The 16,619-nt window shown below is 46.9% G+C and carries 18 protein-coding genes; 11 read left to right on the top strand and 7 right to left on the bottom strand.

Translation table 11 applies throughout. The features are described from left to right. Nucleotides 1-170: 170 nt before the first annotated feature. Nucleotides 171-914 carry a TylF/MycF/NovP-related O-methyltransferase gene (locus QUA97_RS04260; protein WP_194066357.1) on the top strand — a complete coding sequence of 248 codons (744 nt, stop codon included), beginning with the start codon at nt 171-173 and terminating at the stop codon, nt 912-914. A 240-nt stretch (nt 915-1,154) separates the two neighbouring features. Here the strand turns inward: QUA97_RS04260 and QUA97_RS04265 are convergent, their stop codons facing one another. Together QUA97_RS04265 and QUA97_RS04270 are read right to left on the bottom strand one after the other, a co-directional pair. Next, nucleotides 1,155-2,507: a D-alanyl-D-alanine carboxypeptidase gene (locus QUA97_RS04265; protein WP_333193310.1), complete on the bottom strand. Its 1,353-nt coding sequence runs from the start codon at nt 2,505-2,507 to the stop codon at nt 1,155-1,157. 184 nt (nt 2,508-2,691) lie between these two features. After that, the gene (locus QUA97_RS04270; RefSeq protein WP_194012344.1) at nt 2,692-3,027 is read right to left on the bottom strand and encodes a hypothetical protein; all 336 of its coding nucleotides are present in this window, start codon (nt 3,025-3,027) and stop codon (nt 2,692-2,694) included. A gap of 26 nt (nt 3,028-3,053) precedes the next feature. On the opposite strand from QUA97_RS04270, the gene QUA97_RS04275 reads away from it, so the two are divergent. The 4 genes from QUA97_RS04275 (at nt 3,054) to QUA97_RS04290 (ending at nt 4,972) form a co-directional block, all read left to right on the top strand. After that, nucleotides 3,054-3,377 carry a hypothetical protein gene (locus QUA97_RS04275; RefSeq protein WP_194066358.1) on the top strand — a complete coding sequence of 108 codons (324 nt, stop codon included), beginning with the start codon at nt 3,054-3,056 and terminating at the stop codon, nt 3,375-3,377. 28 nt (nt 3,378-3,405) lie between these two features. Beyond that, nucleotides 3,406-3,588, top strand: a complete 183-nt coding sequence (locus QUA97_RS04280; RefSeq protein ID WP_194066359.1) for a hypothetical protein — start codon at nt 3,406-3,408, stop codon at nt 3,586-3,588. Nucleotides 3,589-3,750: 162 nt separating this feature from the next. Then, nucleotides 3,751-4,266, top strand: coding sequence for an HNH endonuclease (locus QUA97_RS04285; protein ID WP_194066360.1), 516 nt, complete (start codon nt 3,751-3,753; stop codon nt 4,264-4,266). Nucleotides 4,267-4,573: 307 nt separating this feature from the next. Then, nucleotides 4,574-4,972, top strand: coding sequence for an alr0857 family protein (locus QUA97_RS04290; RefSeq protein ID WP_194066361.1), 399 nt, complete (start codon nt 4,574-4,576; stop codon nt 4,970-4,972). 387 nt (nt 4,973-5,359) lie between these two features. Here the strand turns inward: QUA97_RS04290 and QUA97_RS04295 are convergent, their stop codons facing one another. Next, nucleotides 5,360-7,450, bottom strand: coding sequence for a ShlB/FhaC/HecB family hemolysin secretion/activation protein (locus QUA97_RS04295; RefSeq protein WP_333193317.1), 2,091 nt, complete (start codon nt 7,448-7,450; stop codon nt 5,360-5,362). Between the two features lie 204 nt (nt 7,451-7,654). Beyond that, nucleotides 7,655-8,515 (bottom strand): DUF928 domain-containing protein, encoded by an 861-nt coding sequence (locus QUA97_RS04300; protein ID WP_333193320.1) that lies wholly within the window; start codon nt 8,513-8,515, stop codon nt 7,655-7,657. A gap of 423 nt (nt 8,516-8,938) precedes the next feature. On the opposite strand from QUA97_RS04300, the gene QUA97_RS04305 reads away from it, so the two are divergent. Together QUA97_RS04305 and QUA97_RS04310 are read left to right on the top strand one after the other, a co-directional pair. Beyond that, the gene (locus tag QUA97_RS04305) at nt 8,939-10,624 is read left to right on the top strand and encodes a transglutaminase-like domain-containing protein (RefSeq protein WP_194066364.1); all 1,686 of its coding nucleotides are present in this window, start codon (nt 8,939-8,941) and stop codon (nt 10,622-10,624) included. A gap of 124 nt (nt 10,625-10,748) precedes the next feature. Next, on the top strand, nt 10,749-10,886 hold the full coding sequence (locus QUA97_RS04310) for a hypothetical protein (RefSeq protein WP_194010119.1): 138 nt from the start codon (nt 10,749-10,751) through the stop codon (nt 10,884-10,886). 128 nt (nt 10,887-11,014) lie between these two features. Here the strand turns inward: QUA97_RS04310 and QUA97_RS04315 are convergent, their stop codons facing one another. Together QUA97_RS04315 and QUA97_RS04320 are read right to left on the bottom strand one after the other, a co-directional pair. Continuing rightward, complete coding sequence (locus QUA97_RS04315; RefSeq protein WP_333193325.1) at nt 11,015-11,908, bottom strand: alpha/beta fold hydrolase; 894 nt, start codon at nt 11,906-11,908, stop codon at nt 11,015-11,017. 248 nt (nt 11,909-12,156) lie between these two features. Next, a complete protein-coding gene (locus QUA97_RS04320) occupies nt 12,157-12,372 on the bottom strand; it encodes a hypothetical protein (RefSeq protein ID WP_333193328.1) in 216 nt (71 codons plus the stop codon). Between the two features lie 214 nt (nt 12,373-12,586). Here QUA97_RS04320 and QUA97_RS04325 point away from each other — a divergent pair, with 214 nt between their 5' ends. Then, nucleotides 12,587-13,075, top strand: a complete 489-nt coding sequence (locus tag QUA97_RS04325; RefSeq protein ID WP_333193330.1) for an ATP-binding protein — start codon at nt 12,587-12,589, stop codon at nt 13,073-13,075. A 249-nt stretch (nt 13,076-13,324) separates the two neighbouring features. On the opposite strand, the gene QUA97_RS04330 is transcribed toward QUA97_RS04325, so the two are convergent. After that, nucleotides 13,325-13,600: a DUF6439 family protein gene (locus QUA97_RS04330; protein ID WP_194010122.1), complete on the bottom strand. Its 276-nt coding sequence runs from the start codon at nt 13,598-13,600 to the stop codon at nt 13,325-13,327. A 117-nt stretch (nt 13,601-13,717) separates the two neighbouring features. On the opposite strand from QUA97_RS04330, the gene QUA97_RS04335 reads away from it, so the two are divergent. The 3 genes from QUA97_RS04335 (at nt 13,718) to QUA97_RS04345 (ending at nt 16,603) form a co-directional block, all read left to right on the top strand. Further along, nucleotides 13,718-14,083: a DUF2203 domain-containing protein gene (locus QUA97_RS04335; RefSeq protein ID WP_194066367.1), complete on the top strand. Its 366-nt coding sequence runs from the start codon at nt 13,718-13,720 to the stop codon at nt 14,081-14,083. Nucleotides 14,084-14,192: 109 nt separating this feature from the next. Continuing rightward, nucleotides 14,193-15,584 (top strand): asparagine--tRNA ligase, encoded by a 1,392-nt coding sequence (gene asnS, locus QUA97_RS04340; RefSeq protein ID WP_194066368.1) that lies wholly within the window; start codon nt 14,193-14,195, stop codon nt 15,582-15,584. Nucleotides 15,585-15,856: 272 nt separating this feature from the next. Then, complete coding sequence (locus QUA97_RS04345; RefSeq protein ID WP_333193334.1) at nt 15,857-16,603, top strand: Uma2 family endonuclease; 747 nt, start codon at nt 15,857-15,859, stop codon at nt 16,601-16,603. The last annotated feature ends 16 nt before the right edge of the window (nt 16,604-16,619 follow it).

Raw genomic sequence — 16,619 nt, forward strand, 5'->3', positions numbered from 1 at the left:
TTTCATTTCTTCTATTTAAAGTCCTTGCTATTAGCCGGTTCCAAAAAGTTTTTTCGACCGCTCTTCAAAACTATGTAATTTGGTTCCACTGCTATGCTGCTGACGCAAGAATTATAAGTGAAGTCATCCATTCTCTAAACCACTATTCACAATTTCATCTAGTAAACGACATGGACAATACTTTCATTGCAACTTATTTTGATTGGGATCACCGGACTCCACGCAAACGCCATCGCTTGGCTAATCGGGTATTGAATAAATTGCAATTGAACGGTCAAGTTATTCCAAAAACGCCTGGTATGGCAAGTATAGAAGCTCGAATGAATATTTTTCATTTGGCGAGCCAAACAGCAGCATACAAAGTAGATGGTGATGTTGTCGAAGTGGGTTGTAATGCGGGCGAAAGCTCCATTGTGATCCAAAAAATTCTGAATGAGTATGCGCCGGAGAAACAATTTCATGTGTTTGACAGCTTTGAAGGGCTTCCAAAACTACAAGAAGACGATATAAAAGATGGAATATACGCTCAAGGTTCGATGACAGCTAAACTCGACAAATTCAAAAAGAATTTTTCCGATGTTGGACTGGATCTACCACATATTCATAAAGGATGGTTCGAGGATACTGTTCCTTCATGTCTTCCCGATCGGATAAGCTTTGCAATTGTGGACGGCGATATATATAGCTCTACTAAATATGTACTGCCCTATGTGTACGAGCGTCTAACGCCAGGAGCTATTTGCTTATTTGGCATTTATTATGATGAAAAGGTGTTTTCACGTCCATATACTGCTGAGCCATTCAAATCGCCTGGTGTAAAACGTGCTTGTGACGAGTTTTTTAAAGACAAGCCTGAAAAAGTCTCTGTACTCTATGCTTGTGAGTATTCCAACGGCTATTTTCGCAAGTTGTAGAGACAGAGCAGTTTTATGGGGATAATAATCGGGTGTTTCTATCGTTAGAGTGTTTCATCACCTTCGTGAATAGGGAACTCCTCGGAATTGGGCGATCGGTAATAAATCTGGTTTATTGCCGATCGCCAACACCTAATAATGACGCAAATCCGTCCATTGCATCCCTAAGCGGGCTAGGTGCTTGTGGCTAACCTTACGCTACTTAACAATCAAGGACGAAACTCCTGACTACAAACCAAATTAATTGATAATTTCGTTGCGAGATACCTTACTCTTTCTAGCAGGATTTGGCGTTAATTCCGCCGGTGAGGCTTGAACAGTTCCCCAATCCTTCAAAAAGCTTTTCAGCAAAACCTCTTGCTGAGTGCGGAATTCCTCGACATTTGCCCCTCGATTCATAATAACAAACCATACTGTTTCCTGTTTTTGAGTTGGCAGCGCTCCGCCCAAAGCGCTAACATTGTCCAACGTGCCAGATTTGACTACTGCTAATTTTGGCAACGGTCGTTCAGAAAGGATTCCTTCATCTTTTCCAACTACAGTTAAGACATCGGCAACTGTCATGCTGTAAGGTTTAAGATAGCCTTCTAAAGCTATAAACAATGCACAAGCAGCGCGGGGAGAAATACGGTTATCTTCGCTCAATCCCGAACCGTTGACGAGTTGAATTTCGGCGGGAGGAACTCCAGTTGCTGCTGCTGCTTTTTGTGCAACTATTTTCGCGCCGCCGACACTATCGGCGAGCATATCTGCCATGAGATTATTGCTGTACTGATTCATTTTTTTGATCAGTTCGGTGAGGGGCAAAGAATAATGTTTGACTAAAGGCACGCTGGTGGGAGGTGCTGGCACAACTTTGACAGTACCATCAATTACTATTTGAGGTTTTGGGGTATTTGGAGCTAGTGTTTGATACTGGACGGCGGCTTCGCTGGGCCAGTTTTGACTGTTGAATGCTTGTTTGAGCAATTCTCCTGATTTGAGGGGATTTAATTCAAAGTTCATGTAAAATTTATCGACAATTATCAAATTACCAGTGATGCGCTTGATGCCTTTTTGATTTAAGGTGTTACCGAGGGCGATCGCCTCTTCCCAAACAAACAAAGGATCTTCGCTACCCTGAATAATTAAATCGCCTTTTAATACGCCGTTTTCGATCGTCCCGTCGGTACTAATTAAAGTAATAAATTGATGTTCCGGCCCGAATTCTTGCAGGGCTACCAGAGATGTTGCTACTTTGGTAATGGAAGCTGCTGACAGAGGAACAGTACCTTGATGGTTGGCTAACAAAGTATTGCCAGATTGCATCCAGATTCCTTGGTCTTCTTTGGCAGAACCTTGGGCTGTCAATCCGTTGAGATATTGCTGAATTTTGGTATTTGTGGCGGTTTCAGGATTGTTGACAGAGACTGTTAACGGCTGACTCGGTTTAACCGGCGGCGGGGAAGATTCGGCTACAGGAGAGGGAGTTGCAAGTTGGGGTGATTCCGTAGCGGCGCATCCGGTAATAATTGTGAGAATGGCGATCGAACTTACAGCAGTCAAGTAGCGGTTTTTCAGCATTACCTTAATTTTTTCCATCAAATTGACCATTCATCTTGCGGCACACCCGATGGAAAGTTTAGCATTAGCTGCACCTCTTCCTTCTCTTATCTTCCTTCGCGCACTTCGCGTCTTCTTGCTTTCGTTAAATAGATATTCCCCCAATGCTTCGGGATTGGATATTCAGCGCCTGGGGCCTTCACCCCAGGCCGGGCAAATTCAAGGGTAAACTGGTTTATCCAGCCATACTTCCCATACTCAGCGGCACCATTTCCCCGTGCATCGTCAGGCCTAATAACATCGGCTCATTAACTCGGATTGCTTCTCCTGTAAGCGCGCAGCGTTCCTCTTGCTGTGCTGTGGCATTAATACTGGCTCGAATATCCTCTCTGCAAAACATCTGGCGATACTCTCCAGACTTCTGCTGGACGTAATTCCAGAGCAAATCTCGAATCAAAGCTTGATAGCCTTGATTCCCGGCGAGCTCTTTGAGTCTCTCCTTGAGTTCTCTTTCTAGTCGAATGCTGGTGACTTCCATTTCGGTGGTTGACGTTCTAGGTAAGGTATGCATTATTTTTCTCCGTGACAGGTAGACATATGTGTAATATCAGTGTAGTATGTTTAAAGCTAGATTTAAAGGTCTCCGATCGCTTTGTGCTTACTGTGATATTTCTCTCCACCAATTCCACCTATCAACCGCAGCGCGGCGATCGCCCTTGGGGTTGCAGCGACTCGTCACTGCGCGTCTTGATGGCGAGTTTTGTCACCGTCACAGCAATCTCGCGGGCCCGTATCAGCCCAATTAAACCCGGTTATAGTGGATTAAGACAAAATGCAGAAATTAATTACAACCAGGTAGACCGGGACGGTCTGGGAGTGGCACAGCCAGAGAAAGATACGCGAAGCGGGAGGTACAGCTAAAAAAACTGTACCGATACAGGATGAAAATTTGCATGAAAGCAGTTTTTTTGGCCCCCGCTTCTGTACGACAGAAGCGGGGGCATTTGATTGGATATTTGAGAAATTGGGAAAGGCTTGGGAAACTGGCAAAAAACCAGATTCAGCCAATGCTGGTGCAATACCCAAAATCCTAAATCTAAAACTTGTTTTGAGCGAAGTCGAAAAATTTTAAATTCTTCAATCTCACAATGCTGGTGAAACATCCACAAATCCCAAATCTAAAATCTAATCATGCTGGTAAAAAACCCAAAATCCCAAATCTAAAACTTGTTTTGAGCGAAGTCAAAAAAATTTAAATTCTTCAATCTAAAATCCTAATGAAGAGGAGGCAGCCGTGACCGTACTAACTGATGTATTGAGGCAATCTGTGGTGGTGTTTTCCCAGAATTACCTACCGATGAGCCGTGTCAACATCAAACGGGCGATCGTACTTTTGGTAACAGGCAAGGCCCAAGCTCTGGATTATAGCACCGGCAATGGCTGGCTGGTGCGATCGCCCACTACCAGCATCCACGTACCCGAACACATCCGCTTGACTTTTGCCAACAGCGAACGCCTTTGGAAAGTGCCACCGGTCAATCGCCGGGAAGTCCTGCGCCGCGACGCTCATTCTTGTCAATACTGCGGCAGCAACCGACAGTTGACGCTGGATCACGTCATGCCTCGCTCGAAGGGCGGGCTGCATACTTGGGACAACGTGGTGACTGCTTGCGAAGGATGCAACTCTCGTAAGGGCGATCGAACTCCCATAGAAGCTCAAATGCCTTTGCGAACTAAACCGAAGTCTCCTATGCACCCCACTGTGGCTTTTTCCGAAATGTTTTGGCACGAATACCAAATTGGGGAATAGGAAATTTGTCATTAGTCATTAGTCATTAGTCATTGGTCATTGGTCATTAGTCAATCAAAAACAACTGACAACTAACAACTGTATTTCGCGATCGCATTTGCGACCCCAGAAACGAGGTTTCTTAGTACATTGCTGGTGAGTCGTCCCAAAATTCGTGTATAAACCAGGTTTCTCACTGCCCATGCGTAATGCGCGAACCAATGACTAATGACTAATGACTAATGACTAACAACTAACAACTAATGACTAATGACTACTGACTACTGACTACTGACCAACTTTCAATTTCAAATTTAGGGCTGTCAATATGCTGAAGTTGACTTACACTGAAACGGGCTTTAATCTAGAGCGTTTGGCTCAATCTCCCGAACAGTTAGTGGCGCTGCGAGTTGTGCTGGCTATGCGAGTTGGTCAAAGCATCAGCGTCGAACCGAGCACTGCGGCATTTTTGCTGCCGGCGAATTTGCCGGCGCTGTCTCTGCTGGAATCTGAGGCCCGCCGAAATGATAGCGAGGCGATCGATCTTTGTGTTGCTGATGCTGATTTTGTGGAAGTGACTCTGCGCGGTACGTGGATTTATGACGCGTCTGAGGGGGCCCAGGGCGTGTTTGCGACTGTTTTGGGCGATCGGGCCGAGCGATTGCTGCTCAAACTCTGGCTGGAAACTCAGGCTGCTGCGGAGGTTGTCGGGGAAGTTGGCGATTAATATCGGATAGATGAAGTCATTAGTCATTAGTCATTAGTCATTAGTCATTAGTTATTAGTCATTAGTCATTGGTCATTAGTTATTAGTGATTTGTTATTAGTGATTGGTCAGATGATGAAGTCATTAGTCATTAGTCATTGGTCATTAGTCATTAGTCATTGGTCATTAGTGATTTGTTATTAGTGATTGGTGATTAGTGATTGGTCAGATGTTGATTGGTCAGATGTTGAAATCAATATTTTTGGAGCATCTGAATATTTGTAAAAACACTTCTTTTGACTCCTTCTTTCTTCCTCTTTCCTCCTGTCTCCTGTCTCCTCTTTCCTCCTGTCTCCTGTCTCCAATTTCTAGCTGGGCTGTTTTCCGACAGAGATGCTCCCGCTGCGATCATGGCGTATAAATTAGGTTGAAGTAAATGCCGTTATCTTGCAAATTGTCGCCTTTATCGCTAATTCTCACCAAAGGAAAAGCGTAATCTACGCGCAGGTTCACCTGCGGTATCGGTTGCCAAATTACCCCCAAACCCACACCACCTAAAAATCTCTGATTCGTTAATTTATTAGGATTGTTGGGATTATTCCACACCGTACCCGCATCCAAAAAAGGCGCTAATTGAAGTTTGGGATTTCCCGAAGCATCGCGCTGCAAAGCAATCCGATCCTCGACAGACACTCGGAAGCCGTTATCGCCAGAACGGGCATTTTGGCGGTAGCCGCGCAAAGATTGCCCGCCACCAATTACAAATTGCTGGGAAGGTAACAAACTATTAGCAGACAACTGTAAATCTGATTGCAAAATTAATAAATGTTTGTCGTTCAATCGCTGTACTCGCTGCACTTGACCAAGCCAACTCAAAAATTGTCCGTCAGGGACAGAACCTTCGTTTTGAGTAGCATCAAACAAGCTAGTGCCGATCGTAAATTGCGATCGCAAGGCCCAAGCACCCTGCGGGTCGCGCCGAATGTAGTCCTGTCCCAGCTTAATTGCAGTGGTAGTGCTGACACCCTTGGAGTCCGGGCCGATGCCAAAAGGAAACGGTTCGCCGGCGAGAAAAGTTCTGCTTGTCTGATAAGTAACACCGGCAGATAAGGCAAATTCTTCCCTCGGCGTTCTCCGCAGCGGCTGGCGGTAACTTAATTCAAATAAATGCGATTTTCCTGAAATATCAAAAGCGTCAAAAGGTGCTTGTACAATACTGTTGCGGTTCGGTGCCGCCCTCAGTTGCAAAGTGCCGTTCATGGCATTTAGCGGGATGCGGTAACTGAAATCGAACAAGTCTGAATCGCCTAGCGATCGGTAATAAGCCGCCGCCAGTTCGTCGCCATTTCCTGTGATATTGCGATGCCGCACACTTACCCCCAATCTTTCGGAACCGACGCTGGGAGGCGAGTAGTTGTCAAAGCTGAAACTAGATTGAAACGGATTAGCTTCGGTCACTCTGACGATCAGAATGCTCTCGGCTGCATTATCTCCAGCCCGCAGACTGGCTTCTACATTGTCGAATAAAGGATCGACTCGCAGCAGCCGGAGTTGGTTTTCTAATGAAGATGTGCTTAAAGGTATTCCGGCACCGAGTCGAATTCGGCTGCGGATGTAACTTTTATGCACTCTTTTATTTCCTTCTACCTCAATTCGGGCTAGCTTGCCTTCGATCGCTTGAATTTTGACTACCCCTGCGGTGATAGTTTGGGGTGGCAAGACTGCTCTGGAAGTGATGTACCCGCGACTGAGGTAAATTTCGGTAATTTTGTCGGCGATTTGTTGGATCTGTTCTAGGGTGGCAGAACGGCCCTCAAACGGCTTGATTAAGGCGTTAATTTCGTCTTCACTTAATATGGTGCTGCCAACTACTTCAATTTTCTGCACCTGAATTATCGTATTCGGCAGCGGCTGCGGAACTGGTGACGGGGGTTGGGGCGCAACTGTTGGTGGTGTTTGGGGAGGTTGTGGGGAAGGCTGCGGGACTGGTTGCAGAAATCGATCGCGATTTGGATCTGGTTGAGTCGGGGGCGGTGGCAGGTTTGGAGGTGTCTGGGGTTGGTTTTGGGCTAAAACATTGCAATCTAGGGGGTTATGACATTTTGGTTGGTTGTCTGCGAAATTTTTGGCTTCGGGCGACGGGCGCGTATCACAATCTGTTTGATTAATTGTAGAACAGCGATCGGGCTGATTCTCGATCGGGCTGCTTTCGGGAAAATCGGGGAGTTGATTTAAGTTGGTTGCAGTTTCATATTGTTGGATTTCCAGTTTTTGGAGTGCTAATGCTTCGTTGTCCGTATTTGCTGAGTTGTCAGTGGCCGAAAACTGAGAAATATCATTTATTTGGGATATAGCTTTATTGGCATAAAAGCAAGCGATAGGAAGGGCTGTTAGAAGTGAAATCCCCAACCGAAATATTGCAATATTTGCTCTCGGGCGCATAATTAATGTGTTTTGTAAAATAAGTTTGTCTTCTGCTTGACTCTGCAAGTTTACCATTTAGTATTGGGCGCAATTTTACTATAAAAATTTGAACAGTCCGGCTTTCAAGAGGCAAGCGAAGCTGAAATGCTCATGAACACAAAAATTTGAATTTATTCAGGACGATCGACAAACAAACCCCCAACACCCCCAAAATCATCTGTGGCGCTGGCAGATACCGCCCTCGAAACCGAGTTTTTGGTACGCCGCGCACAAATAGAATTATTTTTTGGTTATGGGTGTTAACTCACTGGCGACTAATGGTGCTTGGGCGATTTTGCCGAGTTCGACCGAGCTTAACACTTCTGACCACTTGGTGGCTAAACTGGTATCGCTGGGAGACTCTAGGCGCAGTTGAGCTAGAGTTGCCAGGTACTCGTACCAGAGACCTTGTTGGGCGAAGATGCTGAGCTTGGCGTGACTGTCGGGCGATCGATCCAACTGTGTTTTCACTGTTGGGGCGAGTGCGGTGCGGTTGATCCACCCGGACACGAGAACATCATCTGTATAGCTTTGCGGGCTACATTTGATAGTAAAGTACCATTGATAGTTTTTGCCCACTTCCAGGGCTGGCGAGTTGCCGTCGGAGCCGAGGCTGACGCTAACGATACCGCCACGGCTAGTTACCATCCGAAAACTTTTTTTGTATACTGTTTTGTCACTTTCGTCTGCTAACTCAAACTGAACTGTTTTGTCAACGGCTGCGGGAATGTAGTAGAAAAATGTCGGCTTTCCTGATATGGTTTGCCCCATAGTTGATTGGGGAATCAAGGCTGTTATCGGAGTGGGGCAGACTAAGCCCCTAGTTCCTCCCCCTTCCCGCCTTCCGGGTACTCCCTGTTCCGGCGGTTGAAAGTTATTCCAAGCGGCTCCGGGTTGCTTGCTGTTGGTTCTGTTTCCCGTCTGTCCGGGGGGTTGAGCTGTTTGCAAGTTGAGGGGTAGCTGCGGTGTTGAGGGGCGGTGGACGCTGTTTGCGGGGCTGTTGATAGCCTCGGCTGGTATAAAGAAACTACCGGTGCCAACTGCCTGTAAAGACAGAATTAAGGAAAGGGCGCTGGTGTTGAGAGCAGACTTCCAAGCCATGATGAACCTGCCTTCTGATGAACCTAAGAACTCGATCGCACATTTTTATTCTACCCAAGGTTTTGGCGGATATAGTAATCTGTTGTACTTAATTTATATCTTGAGCCAGATACGATTAGTTTGGCTGCTGTGACGGAAATAGAATTCTGTGTAGCGTTTTGGCGCGGTGGTTTAGTGGTTATACTTAGCTGCATTCACAGCAGCAAGTTGGGTTGACCTTGTTACGCCCAATTTTGACAATGACTAATATTCCGGGTTTGTTAACTGCGACGACAGGCTAAAACTCGTATTTTCGCAAACAAACCCGGTTGATGCGTTAGTTTTGGAGACCGGGAATCTCGGTAATGAAGATCGGTGGATCTCAAGCGATCGGCTACAAGTCAAAAGTCAAGTTTTCTGTACAATACCGACAAGAAATTTAGCATGAACCTCGATTCACCAGTTATCTCGGACAAACAGCCTTCGGGGCTGCGAATGGTCAGACCGATCGGTGTATCTGCACTGCACGGCATTGCTTTTTTGGGAAATCGGTTGTTCGGTGTCGATCGCGCCGAAGGGCTGCTATTGGAGATCGATCGAGAAACTGACAACACTACTGTTTTGAATCCTTATCAAACGGTTAAGTTTGCGGGCGCAACCGGGCTGGCTATTTGGGAAGATACTCTCTGGTTTGCGCGAGGTCAGGATATTTGTTGCTGTCCGGGTGCAATTCGCGATGGGGCGATCGCACAACTCAAACCGGAACATTTTGTTTCCCTTTCTTATCCAGTTGACGGGATTGCGATTTGGCAATCTACGCTTTACGTGACTTGCCAGAGATTGGGCTATATTCTGGTTTTTGACGGGAAAACTGGTCGGGAAATTACTCGATTTTTTGCTCCGGGTATCGGAGTAGAAAATATCACAATCCGGGATGAGGAAATTTGGATTTGCGACAAAACCGAGCAAACTGTTTACTGTTTGGAACGGGCCACAGGAGAAATTAAATTTAGCATTTTGACTCCCTTTGAATATCCTTCTGGCTTGGCTTTTCACAAGGATTCAGAGACGGGAGAAGAGGTTCTCTACGTGGCTTATGCGGGCGATGAGCTTTATATCCGGGATGACCCGAATTCGGAAGATCCTTTTCAGTTGACGAAGCGCGATCGCACTTTTATTCACCCTTTGTCTTTTCACTACAATGAGGCAGAATGCTACGCTTTGTCAAACGGTTTTTTGATAGAAATGTCCTATGTGGAGGAACTGTCTCCTCTGGATGAGGTAGAAATCGACAATTTGGAGTGGCGGATTGCTTTACCTTCGGAAACTCACCGGCAAAAGGTGAGGAAAATTACGCCAGTCGGGATGCCTTTTACTGAGGAAATTCAGGAAGGGGAACGGGTGGCGGTGTTTAAGTTCGATCGCCTGATGAAGGGGGAACGGCGAATTTTTGGCTGGAAGGCTTTGTTGGAAGTGCGATCGATTAAGTATCAATTGTCGCCTCGGGATGTGGAAAAAATTCCAAAACTGTCGCCGGAGTTTGAAGCTAAGTATTTGGTGGATAATGATAATTTGGCGATGGATACGGAGATTGTGCGATCGGCTGCGGTGGCCTCAATTGGCACAGAAACTAACATTCTCAGGCAATTGTTGAGCATTCGCAATTTTGTTTACGACCAACTTTCTTACGGAATCAGGCCTCACATAGACACACCCGATATTGTACTGCGGCGCGGCATCGGTTCTTGTGGCGAGTACGTAGGGTTGTTGTTGGCTTTGGCAAGGTTAAACGGGATTGCTTGCCGCACAATTGGGCGTTACAAGTGTCCGGCTTTTGCTGACAGAAAAGGTGTGCCGCTGGAACCAGATTTCAATCATGTTTGGCTGGAGTTTTACATTCCGGGCTTTGGCTGGGTACCGATGGAATCTAATCCCGATGATATTCAAGATAGAGGCCCTTATCCTTTGAGATTTTTTATGGGCTTAGCTTGGTACCACGTAGAAATTGGTAAGGGAATTCGGTTTCAAAGTCTCACCAGCGGGGGCGTTCCTCTGAAGAAGGAGGATGTTTCCGTGGGGACTTTGGCAATTAATCATGTCCGGTTTACAATTTTGGAAGAGTTGTTGTAAGGTTTGTACTGAGGAATGCGAGTCTGCAGAGTTTGATGAGGACTTATATTCCTCGTTACAAGCCAATTTGATTGCGGTTGTGCGATCGCACATAATCTCAAATCTAAGCCAAGCAGGAGGGGTTGTGGAATTTTCTATTGCTAATTTTCTCGTTTTAGTGGCCTTTGTACTGCTGGTGACTGTCACTGGCGGGGTTGCATATTTGACTTCGGTTGAGTGGCGCGATCGCAGGCGGTTAGATAAGGCTAAACGGAAAAAATAGTCGCTGTTTGCTATTGACAAATTGCATTTTTTATTAAATAAAATAAGACGACCCCAATAGGTCGTCTTGTTTTTTGGTTGAGGTATTTTTACCGCAGATTAACGGAGATTAACAGAGTTGATGCCGATCTATTGGTTAATTATCCATCCGCGAATCAGTTCGTTTACCTGTTCCGGTACTTCATCGTGGGGACAGTGACCGGCTTTGATAAAGTGTTCTGTCAACTGCGGATAGTGTTGGCGAAATTTGGCGCTTCTGTCTGCAGAATTCATCCACGGATCGCCTTCTCCCCACAGCATCAGCAGCGGAGAGGTTAATTGACTCAGCAATAGGTCGATTTTTTCGCCTTGGGGTGTTCGGAATACGGAGGCGAATACTTTGGGGGCACCGGGATCGCAGGAGGGAAGGTAAATTTCTTCTACTAATTGGTCTGTGACGGCGCTTTGGTCGAGATACACTTTTTCTAGGGTTTTCCGAATTGTCGATCGCTGGCGCGCGTACTGGAACAGCAGAAAACTTGCCCAATCTTGCTGAAATAAGGTTTTAGCTACCACAGATATAGCTTTTTGCACGGGCGGGGCTTCGGGTGCCGGTTGGGGTTCGCTGAAGGGGCCGGCGCTGTTGATTAAGATCAGTCCGGTGGCTGATTCGGGACGCTGGGCGGCGACACACAAGGCGGCGTAGCCTCCGAGGGAGTTGCCGGCGAGGACGGCGGGCCGGCCGATGACGTTGGTGATGAAGTCGTGGAGTTGGTCGCGCCAGAGGTCGCCGCTGTACTGGATTTCGGGTTTTGCCGATCGCCCAAATCCGATCAGGTCGATCGCCCAGACTTCAAAGTCTTTGCTCAGGCCGCTGATATTTTTGCGCCAATGGTCTGTGGACGCGCCAAAACCGTGAATTAACAGCAGGGGAGGGCGTTCGGGATGTCGATCGCCGGAGCGGACGTAGTATACTGAATGGCCCTGCCACTGCCAGTAAGTGCCGGCTATAGGGGCTGTGGTGATCGTTGGGGTCGTTTGCATAATGTAAAGAAATAATTATTTACTTTAACTATTGTATCGCGACGTTCAGATTTATAAAGTTCGGTAAACGCGCATGAGATTCGCCAGCAAAGGATTTGTCAATTTTGGCCGTCTGGGCGATCGCGGGCAATCTCACTCATTTGCCATAAGTTTTGTAACAAATATTGATTTAATCAAGATTACTGCAGTGCGATTTTTTTTCGCCGACCGGCATTGGAGAAATAGATCGGGTCTTGATGGCAACACACCTAGGTATGATGTTCGTGTCCTAAGGCGGCCCGATCGCTCTGTGGGGTGAGAGAGTCTGGCGCGATCGGCGATGGTTCTAGGGAGCGATGTTTTAATAGATATTTTAGATTGTTTATGGCTGGGGATCGTTTCGTGCCGCGACTGTTTACGGCTTGGGAGATGTCGCGGCGATCGCCCGCGAGTTGCCTCGCTCCGACATCAAAAATCTGGTGCAAGTGAAACTGATAAGTAAAAATTACTGAGGGTTGCCACTATTCGTTTCTGAGAATCCCAGAATATTTTGTGACGTTGTTTGCTTTGCTTAAATGCCTAAATACTCTAAGATAGAAATAGAGTGGCGCAGCTCAATTAATTAGCATTTTGAATACTAGGGAGCCAACTTATGCAGGGTGTGAAGTTCATCCACCTGAAAGTTAGGGAGTTTTCTGAGTGATTGCTATTTCAACCCGTCCGACCGGACGCAATTGGATTACGATTAGCTTCGCTTCTACCCTATACCTTTGTCCTGTTTTGGATCTGCTCCTAGCAGAGGTTCCACAGCGGTGGCAAGCGGAATTGCGGTTAGGGCTTCAAGAAGCTTTGGTAAATGCGGCTAAGCATGGAAACAAGTTAGACCCCGGTAAAACAGTTGGAGTCCGTTTTTCGATCGTCCAAAACCAATACTGGTGGGTGATATCCGATGAAGGTGCTGGCTTTAAAGCTCCTTGCGGTTGCGATCTTGATACCGATAATTTCGACAGTCTCATAGCAGAGGATGTTGCAGATAACTCTGCACTCCCCCATGTGGAACAAGAATGTGGTAGGGGGCTGTTTATTCTTTACCAAATATTCGATCGGGTAGAGTGGAATTCTCAAGGTACAGAGTTACGGCTGTGCAAAGAAGTTTCCAGTCGCTACCGGCTGCCTCGTTTGCACTAAAAATGATATTTTGCAGCAGTTTTAGGTTCGGCTAGACTGGCAAATTTTTTCGTTTCCCCGCTGAAGCAGGGATTGAAAATTTGGATTATCTGGCTATTGATACTAGATGATAATGCAAAATTTGAGTTTTGAGTTAGAAAAGTATAAAATCTTTTTTAACTCGCAATCGCGCTGCTCGATCGAGCGGCGCGATCGTCTGATTTTTTAGCAACAAATCCGCTGTTCACCTCAAGACTCAGCGACTCACAATTATTTGCCGTGGGTGGGACAGGGAGGAGCAGAGATCGATCGATCCAGCCATCCTGCGGCTTGTTGTAAGCGCGGGAGAGCTTCTTCTGGCTGTTTTTTGAGCAAAAACACCAAAGCGGCCGCAGCTTGCTCGCCCGCCCGCGCAGAACGGTTGGCTTTGAGACGGTGCCAATCTTTTTCGGAGATGGCGAGGCGCGCTGCTAGAGCTTGAGCTAGTTCTACCGTGCTAAGCTCGTTGAGGTTGACAGTTTGGGTTGTTTGTGCGGTTTCAAGCATAGGTGGCAATTATAGGGATTTGGCTAGGGTTTCTGAATTTTTTAAATAACTGCACATAATAATAACAATTTAATTGGGAATCGGTTTTTTTTATTCTCGTCAGGTTTGCAGATCGAAATGCCTCAACAGCCGTCAGAGTTAAGTCAAAAAGAGCAAGAAGACGAGTTTGTGCAGGCGATCGCAGCAGTGGAGCGATCGCTCGCAGCCGTCAAAGAGCGTTACACTCAAATTCAGGTCGATCGACAGCGCCAAGACGAACTCGGGCACCGGCGCGAAGACGTGCGCCAGTCTCTGCGCCAAAATCCATTGCCGCAACTCAAGCAAGAATTGCGGAAAATTGAGCAAGAATTGGAAACGATCGAGTTAAATTTAGAAAGCAGCCTGTTTTCTTGGGGAAGCATAAAACAACCTTTTTGGCAAGCAGTTCGCTTTGGGGGACTCGGCATTTTGATCGGTTGGATTTTGAAATCCTACGCGGGTTGAATTATGTTGGGATTTATGATTTTTTTTACCGCAGAGGGCGCAGAGGGCGCAGAGGAAGAGAAAAGAGAGAATTTTGGTGCAAAATATTAAATAAATAGGAGTGGATATTATGACAAGTCAACGAATTGCAGCAATTTTGCGCGGTGGTGAACCGGGCGAAACTGTCACTGTTCAAGGTTGGGTGCGTACTAAGCGCGAATTGAAAGAATTTGCCTTTGTGGAAGTTAACGACGGTTCGGCGATGGCTAATTTGCAGGTAGTCATCAATGCTGATTTGCCGGATTTTGAAAATATACTCAAACAACTTAATACAGGTGCATCTTTAGAGGTGTCGGGAGTGCTGGTAGCGTCACCTGCGAAAGGACAGCGAATTGAGTTAAAAGCCTCGCAAGTACAAGTTTACGGCGAAGCAGACCCGCAAACTTATCCGCTGCAAAAAAAGCGCCATTCCTTGGAATTTTTGCGGACAATCGCCCATTTGCGGCCGCGCACAAACACCCACGGCGCTGTGTTTAGAGTCCGCAATGCTTGTTCGGCGGCGGTACACCAATTTTTTCAGGAACGCGGCTTTTTGTGGGTTCACACTCCAATTCTCGCTGCTAGCGACTGCGAAGGTGCGGGGGAAATGTTCGCCGTTACTAACTTTGATTTAAAGAATGTGCCGCGCACGGATTCGCAAGAGGTTGATTATGCGAAGGACTTTTTTGGCAAGCGCGCTTATTTAACAGTTAGCGGCCAGTTGGAAGCGGAAGTTATGGCGATGGCTTTCGGCAATGTTTACACTTTTGGCCCGACTTTTCGAGCGGAAAATTCTAATACTTCGCGACATTTGGCTGAGTTTTGGATGATTGAACCGGAGATGGCTTTCTGCGATTTGCAGGGTGATATGGATTTGGCTGAGGCGTTTTTAAAGTACATTTTTAAGTACGTTTTGGAGCATTGCCCGGAGGATATGGAGTTTTTCAACGAGCGGATTGATAAGACGGTTTTGGCTACTGCTGAAAATATTATTAACAATCAGTTTGAGCGGATTACTTACACGGAGGCGATCGCACTTTTGGAAAAAGCCGACAAAAAATTTGATTTTCCCGTAAGCTGGGGCTTAGATTTGCAGTCGGAACACGAGCGCTATTTGGCTGAGGATTTGTTTAAGAAGCCGACAATTGTCAGCGATTATCCGGTCGGAATTAAAGCATTTTATATGCGTTTAAATGAAGACGAGAAAACCGTGCGAGCTATGGATGTTTTGGCTCCGAATATTGGGGAAATTATCGGCGGTTCCCAGCGGGAAGAACGGCTGGATGTGTTGGAGCGGCGCATGGAAGCGCAGGGGATGAATAAGGAGGAGTTGTGGTGGTATTTGGATTTGCGCCGCTACGGTACTGTGCCTCACGCTGGCTTTGGTTTGGGGTTTGAACGGTTGGTGCAATTCATGACGGGAATGGGGAATATTCGCGATGTAATTCCGTTTCCGAGAGCGCCTTTGACTATTGATTTTTAGTTGCAGACGGCGGTTGAAACCGCACCTACAAAAACAAAGTCCGCCTCTGCGGACTGAAGACAATAACATAATCTTCACAGCGTGTTCTTTAACCCGCAGAGGCGGGTTTGGTCTGTATAGACGCGGTTACTGGTTCCCAGGCTCCAGCCTGGGAACCTATATCCAGAGGCTCTGCCTCGCTTGGTAAAATGGAGGCAGAACCTCCCGGCGTTACCAGGCTGGAGCCTGGTAACGAGTAATCTAAAATATAAAATCTCAAATGGTATGAGTTAATGGTTCTTAAAATCTTATCAAGTTCCACAACACCAAATGTCACTTGGGAAGCCCTACCAGCCGACTTTGTATTACCGGACGATCCTGTGGAAAATATTCAACAACCGCCGCTTGCTGCTGCTCTCACCGATGCTCTGGGAGCCGCTGGACGCATTGAACAGATCGCCCTGATCGGTTCCAATTTTGGACTGGTAGCGACGGTAAATAAGCAGACTGTCGTTAAAGCACCGGATTGGTTTTTCGTGCCGCAAGTGCATGGAGTTGCAGAGGGCACGATTCGCCGCAGCTACACGCCGAATCTGGAGGGTGCGCCGGTATCGGTGGTGATGGAGTTTTTGTCTAATGAAGATTACAGCGAATTGTCCGTGCGATCGACTCCTCCCTACGGCAAGCTCTACTTCTACGAACAGATTCTGCAAGTGCCAACCTATGTGACTTACGACCCCTACGAACCCAAGCTGGAAGTGCGGTATTTGCTCAATGGAGCCTATGAAACGCAGGCTGCTGATGCGTCAGGGCGGGTGCGGATTCCAGAGTTTGATTTGTGGCTGGGGATTTGGTCGGGGGAACGGCTGGGCCAAACTATGAATTGGCTGCGCTGGTGGGATGAAGCTGGAAATTTGCTGCTGTGGAGTTCGGAACAGGCGGAATATGAACGGTTGCGGGCGGAACATGAACGTCTGCGGGCGGATTTATTGGCGGCTAAGTTGCGGGAGTTGGGTGTTGATATCGATCGGCTGGCCTGACTCGGGCGATCGGGGA

Source organism: Microcoleus sp. CZ3-B2 (assembly GCF_036705055.1).
Taxonomy (GTDB): domain Bacteria; phylum Cyanobacteriota; class Cyanobacteriia; order Cyanobacteriales; family Microcoleaceae; genus Microcoleus.